The organism is Frankia sp. CeRuru1 (assembly GCF_977966315.1).
In genome coordinates this window covers 1-15,178 of sequence record NZ_CDWWEW010000014.1, presented here as the reverse complement: position 1 = coordinate 15,178, position 15,178 = coordinate 1, and the positions used below count along the sequence as shown (strand labels likewise).

Annotated in this window: 12 protein-coding genes and 1 pseudogene; 9 read left to right on the top strand and 4 right to left on the bottom strand. The window is 69.2% G+C overall.

Features of this window, described 5'->3' with window-relative positions; genetic code table 11:
• Both AC08OP_RS02165 and AC08OP_RS02160 read right to left on the bottom strand, forming a co-directional pair.
• Window positions 1-350, bottom strand: a pseudogene (locus AC08OP_RS02165) (hypothetical protein); the annotation flags it as partial.
• A gap of 40 nt (window positions 351-390) precedes the next feature.
• Window positions 391-834 carry a helix-turn-helix domain-containing protein gene (locus AC08OP_RS02160; protein WP_476612670.1) on the bottom strand — a complete coding sequence of 148 codons (444 nt, stop codon included), beginning with the start codon at window positions 832-834 and terminating at the stop codon, window positions 391-393.
• 1,359 nt (window positions 835-2,193) lie between these two features.
• On the opposite strand from AC08OP_RS02160, the gene AC08OP_RS02155 reads away from it, so the two are divergent.
• The 6 genes from AC08OP_RS02155 (at window position 2,194) to AC08OP_RS02130 (ending at window position 9,838) form a co-directional block, all read left to right on the top strand.
• Window positions 2,194-3,615 carry a MinD/ParA family ATP-binding protein gene (locus AC08OP_RS02155; RefSeq protein ID WP_476612669.1) on the top strand — a complete coding sequence of 474 codons (1,422 nt, stop codon included), beginning with the start codon at window positions 2,194-2,196 and terminating at the stop codon, window positions 3,613-3,615.
• Entirely contained in the window at window positions 3,612-4,028 is a 417-nt protein-coding gene (locus AC08OP_RS02150; RefSeq protein ID WP_476612668.1) for a DUF6112 family protein, read from the top strand. The genes AC08OP_RS02155 and AC08OP_RS02150 overlap by 4 nt, the downstream gene beginning before the upstream one ends.
• A 69-nt stretch (window positions 4,029-4,097) precedes the next feature.
• Window positions 4,098-4,880: a DUF8175 domain-containg protein gene (locus tag AC08OP_RS02145; protein WP_476612667.1), complete on the top strand. Its 783-nt coding sequence runs from the start codon at window positions 4,098-4,100 to the stop codon at window positions 4,878-4,880.
• Window positions 4,877-6,268 carry a TrbL/VirB6 family protein gene (locus tag AC08OP_RS02140; RefSeq protein WP_476612666.1) on the top strand — a complete coding sequence of 464 codons (1,392 nt, stop codon included), beginning with the start codon at window positions 4,877-4,879 and terminating at the stop codon, window positions 6,266-6,268. The genes AC08OP_RS02145 and AC08OP_RS02140 overlap by 4 nt, the downstream gene beginning before the upstream one ends.
• A 31-nt stretch (window positions 6,269-6,299) precedes the next feature.
• The gene (locus AC08OP_RS02135; RefSeq protein ID WP_476612665.1) at window positions 6,300-7,802 is read left to right on the top strand and encodes an SCO6880 family protein; all 1,503 of its coding nucleotides are present in this window, start codon (window positions 6,300-6,302) and stop codon (window positions 7,800-7,802) included.
• Complete coding sequence (locus AC08OP_RS02130) at window positions 7,799-9,838, top strand: conjugal transfer protein TraC (RefSeq protein ID WP_476612664.1); 2,040 nt, start codon at window positions 7,799-7,801, stop codon at window positions 9,836-9,838. Before AC08OP_RS02135 ends, AC08OP_RS02130 begins: the two co-directional genes overlap by 4 nt.
• Window positions 9,839-9,905: 67 nt before the next feature.
• Here the strand turns inward: AC08OP_RS02130 and AC08OP_RS02125 are convergent, their stop codons facing one another.
• Window positions 9,906-10,448: a YbhB/YbcL family Raf kinase inhibitor-like protein gene (locus tag AC08OP_RS02125; RefSeq protein ID WP_476612663.1), complete on the bottom strand. Its 543-nt coding sequence runs from the start codon at window positions 10,446-10,448 to the stop codon at window positions 9,906-9,908.
• A gap of 145 nt (window positions 10,449-10,593) precedes the next feature.
• On the opposite strand from AC08OP_RS02125, the gene AC08OP_RS02120 reads away from it, so the two are divergent.
• Entirely contained in the window at window positions 10,594-10,932 is a 339-nt protein-coding gene (locus tag AC08OP_RS02120; protein ID WP_476601801.1) for a P-II family nitrogen regulator, read from the top strand.
• Window positions 10,933-11,378: 446 nt separating this feature from the next.
• Here the strand turns inward: AC08OP_RS02120 and AC08OP_RS02115 are convergent, their stop codons facing one another.
• Window positions 11,379-12,188: a DedA family protein gene (locus AC08OP_RS02115; protein WP_476612662.1), complete on the bottom strand. Its 810-nt coding sequence runs from the start codon at window positions 12,186-12,188 to the stop codon at window positions 11,379-11,381.
• A 725-nt stretch (window positions 12,189-12,913) separates the two neighbouring features.
• On the opposite strand from AC08OP_RS02115, the gene AC08OP_RS02110 reads away from it, so the two are divergent.
• Together AC08OP_RS02110 and AC08OP_RS02105 are read left to right on the top strand one after the other, a co-directional pair.
• On the top strand, window positions 12,914-13,957 hold the full coding sequence (locus tag AC08OP_RS02110; protein ID WP_476612661.1) for a lipase family protein: 1,044 nt from the start codon (window positions 12,914-12,916) through the stop codon (window positions 13,955-13,957).
• A 178-nt stretch (window positions 13,958-14,135) separates the two neighbouring features.
• Window positions 14,136-14,939 (top strand): IS701 family transposase, encoded by an 804-nt coding sequence (locus AC08OP_RS02105; RefSeq protein ID WP_476612660.1) that lies wholly within the window; start codon window positions 14,136-14,138, stop codon window positions 14,937-14,939.
• The last annotated feature ends 239 nt before the right edge of the window (window positions 14,940-15,178 follow it).

The following is a 15,178-nucleotide window of genomic DNA, read 5'->3' as shown; positions in this document are numbered from 1 at the left end:
CCCCCGGCGCCCAGGCTGGCCGCAAAGTCCTCAGGGAGGCAGTCGCGGGCCCGCTCGACACCGGCTGCCGGGCCGGGGTCCGTCCGGGCGTCGAAGGACTGCCAGCGCGTGAAGCAGTCGGCGGCTACCGCCGCCGGGTCCTTCCGGTCCACCTCGCCGGTGGGTAGCGCAGACGCGGTGGCCAGCGGCGGACCCGGCGCCTGACTCGCCCCGGGCGGTGGCCCCGTGGTGGCGGACGGGGCGGGAGACGGAGCGGGGGACGGATCGGCAGCACTGCCCAGCGTGCCGCATCCGGCCACGGTGACCACGGTGAGCAGCAGTCCGACGGCCAGCCAGAACCGGGGCCTCACCGCGGCCGGCCGGAGCGAGGCGGCACCGAGGTGAGAGCGCTCATTCCCGACCGTCCAGCCAGTCCCGCACCCGCCCCCGACGCACCCGCCACTGGTGACCGACCTTGCGGGCCGGGATGGCCCGTTCCGAAAGCAGCTTGAGGACGGTGCTCTCCGACAACCGCAACCAGGCGACCAGTTCATCGACGGTGAGCACTTCGTCGTCGTCGGAGGGTCGGGAGGGCGCACCACCGGCGGGCGTCGGCGCGAGCGGAGGGGGCGCGAACGGAGGCGCCGCGGCGGCGGGCGCCGGTGTGCTGCGGGAGGCGACGGTCGGTGGCATGCCGGTCGGGCGGGCCGAGGCCGTGCGGAGCCGGCCGGATGCCGCCGGAGCGGACCGGGCCGGGGCCGAGCCGACCGGGGATTTCGCGGGCGTCGCGCCCTGCGGTGCGCCGGAGCGCTGGGATGGCCGAGGCGTCGCCGTCGAGAAGCCGTCCTGCGCCACCGACGCTCCTTTCCCATCTGCCGCACGCACGGTGCCGGTGTAGTCCAGGCCGCCCCCAGCCCGCCGCGTCGCGGATCACAGCCGAACCGTCCGCCGAACCGTCCGCCAGTTCGTCCCCTCGATCCGGACGGCACATCTCCGGTTCCGGAAGGTACACCGACCCACCCAGGATGGGTAGCTTCGACCAGAGCTTGTCATACTCGAATGACTCGTGTTACATCGATCCGACCGCAGCCGAGTGCAGATAACAGTAAGTAACCTTAACTGGCACTAGCTAACCTTAGAAGGCCGGGAGGTCGACGGCGCGTGAGCGATGTGCCACAGGCACCGTACGGTGAGGAAGGCGACGCGCGGCCCGTTTCGCTCATTGGTGCCCGCATACCCTCGCCGGTCTCCCATCCCGACGGTCCGCCCATCCGGAATGATCAGTACATACGAGACGATCAGTACATACGGGACGAAGCAGCAGACGCCGAATACGTAGAGTCACCTCCCCAGGCACGATCCGGGCGCCGACGACATCGACGGCGGGGCGGAACGGGCTCGCCGCGGCCACTCGACGAAGCGTGGCAGAGCGAGGCATTCCACCTCGATGATGCGACATCGGCGGCCCGTTCGGGTGCGGACCGTACAAACACGTCCGACGACACACCGCCATCGGTGCCGGGTGCCAGGACCGAGGCACCCGGCACCGGGCCGGGCCGGGTGACCTCGGGCGCGGACACCAGCTCCCGGCGCACCCGCGGCGCCGCTGCCCGGCGCGCCGGCCGCCCGTCGGCGATTCCGCCCCGTAACCAGGCTGATCCCTCCCGCCGTCCAACCCGGCCGGCAGATCCCCGCGGTTCGACCCCGGTTCCCCCGAGCGCGGTGGAATCCTCGCAGGAGGTGAACAGCGCGCCGGGTGGCAGCGCGCCGGGTGGCAGCGCGCCGGGTGGCAGCGCGTCAGGCCGAGGCGTCAGCCCGGTTGCGAGTCCTGGTTCCGGTGGCGGCCCAACTGCGGTACCACCACACCCAACCGGGCCACTGCCGGCCCCGAACGGGCCGCGCGTCCGGCCGCCGCGCGCCTCCGCGCCCCGTCGTCCGCAGCCGCCGCGGCCGCCGCGGACGACACCGGCCGCGCCGACGGATGCGGCGTCGATCGGCGGCCCGAGCGATCCGCCGACGGCAACCGTTCCATCCACCGCGGCCGGCCGGCCAGCCCCGACCGGCCCGATCGAGGTAACCAGCCCGATCGAGGTAACCAGCCCCGGGGATGCGCAGGCCCCTCCCACGGACCATCCGGTCGTCTCCGAATCGTCCGTCCCGGGCCACATCTCCGCGGTGCCGGTCGCACCGCCGGTCGCCCGCTACACGCCGGCCGTGCCCGTCGCGCCCGTCTCGCCCGCCGCGGGCATGAAGCAGCTGACGGCTCCAGCACTCCCCACCGCGCAGCCGCAACCGCAGCCGGACCCGGCGTCTCGGTCCACCCGCAAGGCCGCGGCGGCAGGCGGCCAGACCGTCTCGCGTCGCCGGCCGTCGTCGGACGGTCGGCTGTGGCCGTGGCAGGAGCCGTGGGTCGGCGTGCGCGATCTCGAGCCGTGGGAAGAGATTCCGGTACGGCTCTCTCTGCGCGACCGGGCCCGTATCCCGTTGCCCGGTTCGTGGCGGATCGCGGTGACCTCGCTGTTCCCCTACTCCGGGACCACCACCCTTGCCGGGGTCGTCGGGCTGACCCTCGCCGGGGTGCGGGCGCAGCCGGTCCTCGCGGTCGATCTCTGGCCGGGGGAGTCTCCCGGGGGGGCGCCATCGTCGCCTGTGGGCACCGACACCGAGGACGAGGACGAGGACGAACCACGCGGTGATCCGCTCGCGATCCGGGTCGGCGCGGCCGGAACGACGACGGTCGCCGACGTCGCCCGCCGGCAAGCCTCCGACAGTACGGTGACCGATCTACCCCTGATGATCAATGGTCGTCCCGCGGGCAGCACCAGGGACCTCGACGTGCTTCCCGTGCGACGCGGTGTTGGCGGAGGAGCCGACCGGCACGACGGTGACGGTTCCGGCGACGAGGCGCCCGCCGTCGTCCCCGCGGACGACACCGTCGCCCCGACCGGACTGCGGTCCGTGCTCGGCCTGCTCGCGCATTCCTATCCACTGGTGCTGGTCGACGCGCCGGCCGAGGCACCGCTGACGCCTACGGCGGTCCAGGCCGCGGACCTCATCATCCTCGTCACGCTCGCGACCGCCGCCGATCTGGAAGCGACGCTCACCAGACTGCGTACGTTGCGGGACGCGGCGGGTGGTGGCTCAGCCAGACACGGCGGGCCAATGATTGTGGCGGCCATGATCGCGCCGCGCCGGGGCCGTCCCTCGCCCCGGACCCGCGCGGCGGCGGCCCGGCTCGGGAGGCAGGTCGACACACTGATCCGGATCCCGTACGACGCCCGGCTCGACCCCAGCAGGCATACTCCGGTACGGATTCCTCGACTACGCCGACGTACTCGCCGCGCCTACCTCCGGCTGGCCGCGGCTGCCGTGGAAGCCCTGTTCACTCTCGCGAAAGCCGAGGTCACGGCCGCTGCGGGCGCTGTCGATCAGTCGGGGGCGGCCGGCGGCGCCGCGGAGGCGGTCACCGCCCGTGCAGATTCTGACGCTTCCGGCGGCCCACGAGCGACTACCGAGGATCACCGTGCGGCGCAGGGCGTATCATTTGGCGACCTACGGTCACCAACGGCACCCACAAGGATCGCCGGACCAGATCGGCCGGGCGGCCCCCCGCCTGTGGGAAAGGAACCGAGATGATCCTGGACGCCGCCGCCGTCAAGGCGACCGTTGTCCTCGCCGAGATACAGGTCAACCCGGATGACTCCAAGGCGCCTGGCATCAATGCTCTGAAAGACCTGGTCAACGGCCTGGCGGCCTATGCGGTGGTCGCTGCAGTCGCCGCTGTGCTACTGGGTGGTATCGCATGGGCACTCGGCGAGCGGATGGGCCTCGAGCGCGCGTCGATGGTCGGCAAGAGCGGTGTGATCGCGGGCTTCGGTCTCGCATTCCTCGTCGGTGCCGCGGCAGCCTTCGTCAACTTCTTCCTTGCCACCGGCGCAACGGCCACCGCGCCCGACCCTAACCCGGCTGGCCAGCGTCAACCCGCCGTCGAGCTCACCGTTGTCGTTGACCCCGGCGTGGTCCATGACCCATCGTCAACGCTCTTCTGACCTGTTCCCCGGATATCAGCGGGCGGACATTGCGATGATGACCGTGCCGTCTTGTGAGGGGAGTGGGCGTTGGTAAGCCTTGTGGAGTGGGCCGCCAGACGTCTGATCATCATCATCGTGACCACTGGCACGGTGAGTGTGATCGGCGGATTGGTCATCGGCCGTTACGTGGTTCCAGACAATGGTTCGAATGGCTCGGATACCGCGTCCGTCGCGCCGCAGACTTCTCCGAGCGCTACCCCGCCCGGAGTAACGCCGACGCTGGTCCCCTCGCCGAAACCGTCCAGCCAACCGGCCGACACCGCCGCCCCCACCTCAGTCCCCGGTGTCCCCACCCGGATCAACGAGTTCGGTATCCCGGTCGGCTACCCCCGCACCGAAGCCGGCGCCGTCAGCGCCTGCGCCAACTATGTTTCTGCATACGTAAAAGCTACCAATCGCGAGCCCACGCGCCTCAAGCAAATTTTTAGATCAATAGCAGATCCCTCGACTGCCAATCGACTCAGCCAACTTCTTATTGATGTCAATAATCAGACCGCAAAAAATTTTGGAGTTGCATCTGTAAACTCCCCCGACTTTCAATTGATTTATCGAACCCTCGGATATAAAGTTGAAAAATTTAATCCCAACGAGACAAAAGTATATATCTGGTCCAATGCAAGTGCCGGAATAATTGGTGGATCGCCGAACTACAAGCCTCGAAACTTCTGGGGAACCGACCTCTGTACGGTGAGCTGGAGTGGAACAGATTGGAAACTTTCTGACGCCACCGATGGCCCGGATGGTCCTGATCCCGTTGAGCAGCGGTCCGAGGAATTTCGGAGTTTTCTTCTGATCGGAGCGGTCGCATGACGTCCGGCGGTACAGGCGAAGGCAGTATTATCCTGGCCTTCAACCCCAATCCACTCGATGCAATCAAGGGTGCGATATCGGGGAGTGCGGATGCGTACTTCAACTCGATGGGCAAGGCCTTCTGCGGCATGGCGGCTGACCTGTCCAGCTCCGTATTCAGCTTCGCGGCGCAGAAGACGACCATCGACCTGAACGCCGACTACGTCGTCCAGAACTACAACATCGCGTTCGGGGTGGCGGTACTGATCGTCACCGGCCTGTTCATCTGCGCCTGCATCATGGGCGCCGTACGCGGTGATCCTCACATCTTCACACGGGCGCTAGCCTCCACCGGCACCGCGATCCTCGGCTCGTTCGTCGCACTCACCCTGCTGCAGATGGTGCTCACTGCCTCGGACGGGATCGCCGACGCCTTCGGTGACGGGAAGCCACTCGGCTCGACCCTGGTAGCCCAACTGCGGGCTCTACCGGAGCAGGGGAACTTCGCACTCGACATCGTCCTGTCGCTGCTGGTGGCGTTGTTCTCGTTTGCGCTCTTCGTGGTGCTGTACATCCGCAAGGTTGCGATCATCGTGATGGCGGTGTTCATCCCGGTGTATCTGGCCGGGCAGCCGACGATGTCCACGAGCGCCTGGATCAAGCGGGCGACCGAGATCCTCTTGGCGCTGATTTTCGCGAAGCCGGTTATTTACGCGATTTTCACGCTCGGTGCCGGTGTGGCAAGCGACTCGAGCGGCTCCACAGTCGATCAGACACTGACGATCCTCGGCGGGGCCGTGGTGATGATTGCGGCGGTGTTCGCCCCCTTCGTCCTGCTGCACCTGATGGGATTCGCCGACATCCACCTGATGCGCGCCGTCGGTTCGGCAGGTCGGCGCAGTGCCGCGTCGTTCGGCCAAGGGGCGGGTGCGTTGCTGGGATCGACGTCGCGGGAGACTTTCCGCGGAATCGGTGCACGGCTGCAGACCCGCAATCGCGGCATGCTCGGCGACGCCGGTGGCGTCGGCAGCTTTGGCGCCGAGCCCGCGCTGCCCCGGCCGGCCGCGCTACGGACCGGTCGTGGCAGCGGCCTCGGCGCTCCGGCGGGCACGTCCTCCCGGACGGGTGCCGCCACGGCCGCGGTGCGCGGCTCGACAGCCGGCCGGCCCCGGGCCGGCGGTGGCAGTACCCGGCAACCGGCAAGAGCCGCCACCCCCACCAGGGCGACGGTCACGGTCGGCAGCAATTCCAGGCCGGTCGGCGCCACGAGGACGATGCGCCCGGGTTCCGTCACGGGCGGGGCACGCGGGCCCGGTCAGGCCACGACGCGGGTACCCGTGCCCCCGTCGGCGTCCCGGCCTCCGAAGATGACGGCGGCGGTGCCGCCGTCCCGCACCGGCGGCACGTGAGTAGTTGAGTGGCGAGGTAGCGAGGTAGCCGATGATCGCGGAACGCAGTTACCGCTTCGGACCGCTGGAACGCGGCGGAGTCATGCTGGGCATGCGCTGGCCGCAGCTCGGCCTGATGATCGGCGTGATGCTGTGCGTGCTCGGGGCACTTCGCTCTCCACTCCTGTTCATCCCACTCTGGGCACTGATGGGAGTAATGCTCCTGTTTGTTGCGTTCGTCCGGGTGGAGGATCGTAATCTCGACCAGTGGGTGCCGATCCTCTTCGGCTTCACGATGCAGAAGGTGACGGGCGAAACGGTGTTCCGTGGCGCGTTCTTCCGGCTGGGTGCCGGGGAGGACCAGCTCAGCCGAACGGTCCTTCCGGGGCCGCTGTCGTCGCTGGTGATGTTGTCCGTACCGGTCGGCGGCGGCCGGTACGTGGCGGTGGTAAAGGATGCCAAGCAGCAGACCTACACCGCCGTCCTGCAGGTGCAGGGTAGCCAGTTCGCCCTGCTGGAGTCCGGTGACCAGCAGGCCAGGGTGGACGCCTGGGGGGAACTGCTGGCCGGGCTGACCGCCGGGGGCGGCAAACTGTCGCGCATCCAGTGGTTGGAACGCACGCTGCCCGACTCCGGCGACCAGCTTCAGCGGCACTGGCGGGTCCGCGGGCATCACGACGACTCTTGGGCTGCCGACGCCTACCAGCAGGTCATCGACGCGGCGGGCCCGGTGGCGCAGCGACACGAGACCTACCTCTCGTTCCAGCTTCGGGCCAGAGACGCCCGGCGCGCGATCCAGCGGGCCGGGGGCGGTGACCAGGCGGCCTGCGCCGTCCTGCTCGGCGAACTGCGCACGATGGAGGCGGCTCTCGCCCGTGCGTCCATCAACACGGTCGGATGGCTGCCGCCACGGGCGCTCGCCGCGGTCATCCGCACCACCTACGATCCGTACTCGATCGAGATGATTGACGCGCGGGGTGGTGCGAGTACGGACCTCGCCGGGGGCCTGAAGGGGTTGGCGTCCGGCATCGACCCAGCGGTCGCGGGCCCGGTCCGGACCGTCACCGCCTGGGACCACTACCGCACCGACTCCGGCTTCCACACGACGTACTGGATCAATGGCTGGCCGCGTGTGCCCTCCCCTGCCGCGTTCCTCGCTCCGCTGCTGATGGAGACGACCTGTCGGCGGACGGTTTCACTGGTGGTCGAGCCGCTGCCCGGCCGGAAGGCGGAGAAGGCGGTAAACCGACGGCGGATGGCGCACCTCGGTGAACAGCAGATGCGGGACAAGGTCGGAAAGGTCACCACCCAGCGCGACGTGGCTGAGGCCGACGAGGTCGAACGCCGCGAGCAGGAGCTGATCGCCGGATTCGGCGCCTTCCGCTTCCACGGCTTCGTCACGGTCTCCGCCGACGACCTCGACGGGCTCGCCGATGCCTGCGGTGAGGCCGAAACACTGGCCTCACGCAGCCGGTTGGAGATGGTGCGTCTCGTCGGCGAGCAGGATCAGGGCTTCAGCGTCGGAGCACTACCGTTGGCGGTGGGGGTTTCTTGAGCTCAGCACACGACGACGCCTCGGCCCGCGGGTACCCGGTCCCGACCGGCGGATACCCGACCGGCGGCTATGCGGGCAACGGCCATGCGGTGGGCGGTTACGTGCCGGCTGGCTATCCGGCCGGGGGAGCCGTGGCCGGTCGCCCCAAGCGTGCCGACAGCAGCCCCGGCGACGACGGCGACTTCGGCCCCGGCGACGACGGCGACTTCGACGACGGCGACTTCGACGACCCGCCCAGCTACGACGAGGCCGGTTACGACCCCGACGGCTACGAGGCGGCAGCCTACGAGGCCACGTCCCACGACCCGGGACGCGACGCCGAGGGCTATGTGGACCTCGGCGGCGGTCCGCGGCGGCGGCGCGAGGGACGCATATCCGCGGAGCCCCCCCGGCGCAGCCGGCGCACGGAACGGGCCGCGGCGGCCACCGAGAAGGCGGCGATGCGCCGGGCCCAGCTAGCCCTGCGCCGGGGCGCACAGCCGCCGCGGCTGTTCGGGCCGTTCGGCGGGCGGACGTTCCACAAGCTGCGGCTTCCCGCGCACATGGAGACGACGGCACAGATCGCCGGCATCTACCCGTTCGTCGTCGACTCCGGCTTGGCCGCGCCCGGCATGTACATCGGTCGGCACGTTTGGTCGGGGAACTCGTTCGACTTCGACGTCTTCGAGCTGTACCGCCAGCAGGTCATCGAGAATCCGAACTTCGCCGTGTTCGGCGCGGTCGGCTCCCGCAAGTCGGCGCTGCTGAAGACGCTGATCTCGCGGGGGGCGGCGTTCGGCTACCAGGCCGCCGTACCCTGTGACCCGAAGGGCGAGTACACGCGGCTGGCTCGGCGCCTCGGCTGTGAGCCCACCTACATCGGGCCCGGCATGGCCACCCGGCTGAACCCGCTCGACGCCCCACCCCGTCCGATGGGCATCGCCGACGAGGACTGGGCCCGTGAGGTGAAGCGGGCTCGTTCGGCACTCCTGTCGTCCCTGATCGAGACGGCGAAGGGGGTACCGCTCACCCCGGCCGAGCACACCGCGGTCGACCTGGCTCTCGACGTCGTGACCCGGCAGATCACCGGGGCGTCCCCGGACCGGTGGGCAACCCCGCTCCTGCCGCACGTGCTGGAGGCGATGACGGATCCGACCGAGGAGGACTGTGTCAACCTCCCGATGACCGCGACCGAGCTGCGCGACGCCTCCCGGGATGCCACGCTGACCCTGCGCCGGCTCACGCACGGCGCGCTGGGCGGTCTGTTCGACGGGCCTACCACCTCCCCGCTGGACTTCGACCGTCCGATCGCCGTGCTGAACCTGGAGCGGGTCCAGGGCAGCGATGAGATGATCGCCCTGATCATGACCTGCGCGCAGGCGTGGATGGAAGCGGCACTCATGCGCCAGGACGGCGTGCAGCGCTACGTCGTCTACGACGAGTGCTGGCGGCTGATGCGGTTCGCCGGCCTCGTCCGCCGGCTGTCCGCCCAGCAGAAGCTCGCCCGGCAGTGGGGATGCGCGAACGCGATCGTTGCCCACCGCATCTCCGACCTGCTGTCCGCCTCGCCGGACTCGGTGGAGATCGCCAAGGGCCTGCTCGCCGAGACCGCGATCCGGATCCTCTACAAGCAGGCATCCGATCAGATCGCCGACACGCAGGCCGCGCTCGGGCTCACCGATGTCGCCGCCGACCTGCTCCCCAGGCTCGACCCGGGCTACGCCCTGTGGCTGATCGGCGCCCGCGCCTTCTACGTCGAGCACGTCGTCGGCGACCTGGAGATCCCCGTGGTGCTCAACGGCTCGAAGATGCACGGCGAGGTCGACGACACCAACCTGACCCCCGATGATCTGGATCCGGCCGAGCTGGACCCGCCGGATCTCGGTCCCGGCCGGCTGCGCCGGATGGCCGACGAACTCCTCGACGACCGGGAACTCGAGAGCGGGGAGTTCGGGAGCGGGGAGCTCGTCGACGGCCCGGCCGTCCCACGGGCCACCGGCCTCACGGGCGGGTTCGGTTACCCACCCGTGGAGCCCAGCCCCAGCTCCACCGGCTGACGATCCCCGGGCGGCGCGCCGAGGGCGCGGTACCTGAGGACCTCGACGCGCCGGCAGAGCGGCCCCGTCAGCGTTGGAAGGTCACCCGCAGCACGGCCCGGGCGAGGGTGTGGAAGGTGAGGTTGAAGCCGACGACGGCCGGTGAGACCTCGTCGTTGATCTCTAGTTTCGGCACGTCGACCGCGTGGACGGTGAAGATGTACCGGTGCGGTACGTCGCCCTGCGGCGGCGCAGCCCCGCCATACGCCTTGGAGCCCCAGTCGCTGCGCACGTGATACGCGCCGACGGGCAGGCCGGTGAAGTCGCCGCTGCCCGCGCCGCGGGGAAGCTCGGTCACCGCCGCGGGGATACCCACCAGGACCCAGTGCCAGAACCCGCTGCCGGTGGGCGCGTCCGGGTCGTAGCAGGTGACGACGAAACTCCTGGTCTCGGCGGGCTGACCGGACCAGGCCAGCTGTGGGGAGATGTCGGCACCCCCGGCGCTGGTGTGCACCTGATCGGACGGAACGACTCCACCATCAACGAGGTCCGTACTGGTCACGGTGAACAGCGGTTTGGCGGGCAGCACGTCGAACGGGTCGGGGGGTGTACCGCGGTCGAGCAGGGACATCTACCATTCCTTCCGTTACGCCATTCGATGACATTCCCGAGACGGAACCGTCACCTGCCGGCTCTACGCTTCTCCGCGATGAAACCTCACCCGGAGGTGCGCCGGGCCGTCGGCATGCGGTTCCAGACAACCTGGTGAGGTCCCGGTGAGACTGGTCACCGCCATCCTGCGTCCACATCGCATCGATGACGTACGCACCGCCCTTGAGACCTTCGGTATTCAGGGTATGACGGTCAGCCAGGTGACCGGATTCGGCATCGAACTGTGGCGTACCCAGACATATCGCGGGCAGACCTTCCACGATGAGTCGGTGAGCGCCGTGCGGGTCGAGTGCGTCGTCGCGGACTCCGACGTCGAGGACGTCATCGAGGTGATCCGGAGATCGGGCGGATCGGCGGCCAGCGGAGCCGGCAAGATCTGGGTTCTTCCTGTTGACGCCCTCGCCCGCGTCCGAACGGGGGAACGCGGACCGGACGCCCTGTGAGTGCGGACGCCCTGTGAGTGCGGACGCCTTGTGAGTCCGGCGGCGCCCCGGCTGCACCGAGGGCGACCTGGCTGCGGCGACCCGACTGCGGCGACGGTGACCAGCAGACTGCACCGACCGTGACCAGCTCGGTTGCCGCGATCTCTCAATGGCCCCCAAGGCCACAACACCACCCACCAATAGTGAGACGATCGTCATACAAACGATGCTTTCGGTGTGCGACCAGCGACTGTTCCCACCTTTGGGTGACGAGGAGAGGCGACAATGACCCGTTGACCCGATACGGTTGACGGGTCCCGGCGGGCGTCCCGCCGACTCCCCCCGTATCGGTGCGGAGCCCGCCGGGACCCGTCCTCGCGACTTGGCCGCATCACAGGTAACCGTCGCGCGACCGCGATGACCACCGGGGTATCCCAATCAGCCCCGGTCGTCTTGATCATCCCCGGTCAGTCCTGATCAGTCTCGCTCAGTCTCGGTCTCAGTCCCGGGGTCTGACGTTGATGAGCGGCCGAGTGACGCCCGCCGCCGCGGCGTGGCCGTACCGCGAAGGTCGCAGCCTCGTCGGCGACCGGGGCACTCCTGCCGAATTCAGCGGAGCCTTCCCGCACGGCACCGTTCCTGGCCCGCTTCCTACGGCGGGCCCGGAGGAATTCGAAAGCGATGGGAAGCACCGAGACGGCGACAATTAGAATCAACATCGGCTCAATGTTATTCCGTACAAAATCTATCTTACCGAGGTAGAAACCCAGAACCGTGAGGCCGCAACCCCAGACCACCCCGCCCACAATGTTGTAGGTGATGAAGATGCGGTAGTTCATCCGGCTCACGCCGGCGATGACCGGAGTGAAGGTGCGGACCACGGGAACAAACCGCGCCAGGATGATGGACCGCGGCCCGTACTTCTCGAAGAACTCGTGCGCCTGCTCGACGTACTCCTGTTTGAACAGCCGCGAGTCGGGTCGTCGGAACAACGCCGGACCGGCTCTTCGACCGATCAGGTAGCCGACTTGGTCGCCAGCCACCGCGGCGAGCCCGATCAGGACAGCCGCCACCGGCAGCGGGGTGGAAAGCTCGTCGCGGGCGATCAGCATACCCACGGTGAACAGCACGGAGTCACCCGGGAGGAAGAACCCGACCAGTAGGCCGGACTCCACGAAGACGATCAACAGAACGACAGCCAGGCCCGCTTTGGCCAGGCTGTCCGCGCTGAGGACGCCAGGGCCGAGAGCGAGGGTGTTCGACGCGAATGCATTCACTATCGCGGGCCTCCGACAGGCTTCGACGACGGGTTGGACACGTCCGTGAGACCGCGGCAACCATCGAGGGACCGCCACCGCACCCGCCTGAGGACACCGTAAGGGTATCGAGCGCTCTCCCGTCTCCCATCGGGCACCCGCAAGAGTGGCTCCACGGCGTCCCGGGCACGTCCCGGGCACGTCCCGGCAGGTTGCGGCATGTCCGGTTACACCCGGTACGTCCCTCATGGGTGCCCGATCATAGGTGCCCGAATCGTCCAGCGAAGCGATCCACCGCCAGTCAAGATCCGGCCGGCCCATGCGGACCGCCGACGCGATGGCCGGATGTGCCTCATTAGGCTTAATTCGTGCATTATCGGCGGCCAAGCTTGGATCAGCAGCCTGTTGTCCCGAATGATCCGAGTGGCCCGCCGGCCTGGCCGGATGCGTTAACATCACGGCCCCCACGCTCCCGGCCGACGCAGTCAGCGCAGTCAGGGAGGCCGACACGACCGGCTGCGGGGGCCACCCCTGCCGGGGCGCACCGATGCCCCTCCCGTCCGGTCCGTACCCCGCTGCTCGCGGTCCGGCTCCTGCTCGGATTGCTGCTCGGGCTGCTGCCCCTCGCGGCCTGCGGAAAGCGGGCTGGCGGCGACGGATCATCCCCCGCGATCAGTGCCGGCGGACCCGATGAGCGAGGTGCATCGTTACCACCGGGAACCCGCGGGGAAATTCTGTCCAGTCAGGTGGTCGCGCCGGCCCCGACCGGTATCCGGGCGTGGCGGGTGATGTACCGATCCCACGCGACGCCGGGCGTCGACATTCCGGTGTCCGGGATAATCCTGGCTCCGGAGGAGAACGTTCCGGTTCCGCCGGGCGGCCGAAAAATCGTCGCGTTCGGGCATGGCACCACGGGCCTCAAGGATTCCTGTGCACCGTCGGCGGCACGACCCGCGCTGATCGCCGCCGCCTCGACTTTTCCGCTCGTCCGGGCCGGTTATGTCGTGGCCCTCACAGACTATCCGGGACTGGGGAGTCCCGGCGAACACGCGATCTACGTTGCCGAGCCGGAGGGCAGGGCCGTGCTTGACGCGGCACGCGCCGCCGCCGCCCTCAAGGCGACCGGTGCCGGTCGCGACATCGTCCTCTGGGGCTATTCGCAGGGCGGCCAGGCGGTGTTAACCGCCGGAGCGCTTGCCGCCGCCTACGCACCCGAGCTACGGATCCGGGGAGTCGTCGCAACCGCCCCCCTGGCCGACCTGCCGGCCTCCCTCGCCACCTTGCAGCACAATACCGACGGGGTCGCCTATGTCCTGCTGGCGATAATCGGGCTGTCCGTCGAGGACCGGACGATCAACCTGGACCGGGTGCTCACCCCGACCGGCCGGCGACTGCTGTCGATCGCCCGCGACCGTTGCGCCACCGACCTCACCAGGGCGAGCATCGGTACGTCCATCGACACCGCCTTTACCGTCAATCCTCTGGATCATCATCCCTTCGCAGCCGGATTCGCCCGGCAGCGAGAGGTGGCCCTGCGGAAGATGGCTCCGACCCTCGTTCTCCAGGGTGACCTCGACCTGGTGATCCGACGCACGGTGACCGACGGCGTGGTCACCGGGCTGTGCCGGAAGGGCACGACCGTGGACTACCGGCGTTACCCCGGCGCGGACCACGGCACCGTCCTCGGCGCATCGATGGCCGACCTCACCGCCTGGGTCGCGCAGCGCTTCGCCCCGTACCCGCCACCGGTCACCGACATCTGCGAGATGCGCGCAGCCCGGTTCGGATAACCCGTCCCCAGCTCACGGCTGTCCCCGGCTCACGGTAGGGCCTGTGGACAACCGTGCGCCCGAGCGCACCCTGCCCATCGGTGGTTTGTTGTGATCGTTTGATCATGTATGGGCGGCCGGGGAATTGTCTGGCTGTGTCGGGTAGGGAAGGAGTGGTTCGGCCGCGAAGGTGATCGTGATGACAGAGCGGCTGCCGTGCCCGCCGGCTCCGGCGCCGGTGGAGGCGTACGCGTCCCGGTTCGATGGCCTGTTCGCCTCCCGGGCGCAGCGGCGAGCGTTCCGGGACTACCTGGTCGGTCTGCTGCTGCCGCGGGACCGGAACAAGACGCTGACCTGTCTGGCCGGGGCGGAGCCGGTGGTCGGCGCGCAGCACCGGGAGGTCCAGCGGCTGCAGTGGTTTCTGTCCGAGTCTCCGTGGGACCACGAGAAAATCAACACTCGGCGGGTTGAGCTGCTCATGGCGGCGCCGGCCACCCGGCCTCATCCCGGCGGGGTACTGATCCTGGACGACTCCGGGGACCGCAAGAGCGGGCACGCTACCGCGGGCGTGTCCCGTCAGTACATCGGTTCCCGAGGCGGCGTGGACACCGGGATCGTCGCGGTGTCCACGGCCTGGGCGGACAACCGGGTGTACCACCCGCCGCACACCCGGCTCTACCTGCCGGCACCCTGCCTGCCCGGCGGGCGCACGGATCCGTCGTTTCGGACCAAGGGGCAGCTCGCCGCCGGTCTGGTCGGCGATGCCCGCACCGCCGGGATCCCGTTCCGCGCGGTGGTCGCCGACTGCTTTTACGGTCCGTCCGAGAGCCCCGGCCTGGTCGCCGAGCTGCGCGAGAGGCCGGGGTGCCGTTCGTGCTGGCCCTCAAACCGAACCAGGAACTGTCCCGCCCCGACGAGGACACCGGCCTGCGTACCCCGGCACAGGCCGCCCGAGAACGGGTCTGGACCAGCCCTGAGCGGCCCGGCCAGTGGACACCGGTGAGCCGCTCCTACCGGGACGGGCACACCGAGACCTGGTGGGCCACCGACTGCCGGGCCGGCCCAGACCGGATCGGCGGGCTACTGCGGCTGGGTCGAACAGGACTACAAGCAGGTCAAGCACGAACTGGGCTGGGCCGACTTCCAGATCCGCTCCGCCACCGCGATCGCCCGCCGCTGGACCCTGGTGAACTGCGCGTTCAGCCTGTGCTGGCACGACACCCCCACCGAGCCACCCACACC

What these genes read in the sequence shown, in the direction of transcription:
- AC08OP_RS02140 (WP_476612666.1), top strand. Translation starts at nt 4,877, where the DNA reads ATGACGTCCGGCGGTACAGGCGAAGGCAGTATTATCCTGGCCTTCAAC.
- AC08OP_RS02135 (WP_476612665.1), top strand. Translation starts at nt 6,300, where the DNA reads ATGATCGCGGAACGCAGTTACCGCTTCGGACCGCTGGAACGCGGCGGA.
- AC08OP_RS02150 (WP_476612668.1), top strand. Translation starts at nt 3,612, where the DNA reads ATGATCCTGGACGCCGCCGCCGTCAAGGCGACCGTTGTCCTCGCCGAG.
- AC08OP_RS02125 (WP_476612663.1), bottom strand. Translation starts at nt 10,448, where the DNA reads ATGTCCCTGCTCGACCGCGGTACACCCCCCGACCCGTTCGACGTGCTG.
- AC08OP_RS02105 (WP_476612660.1), top strand. Translation starts at nt 14,136, where the DNA reads ATGACAGAGCGGCTGCCGTGCCCGCCGGCTCCGGCGCCGGTGGAGGCG.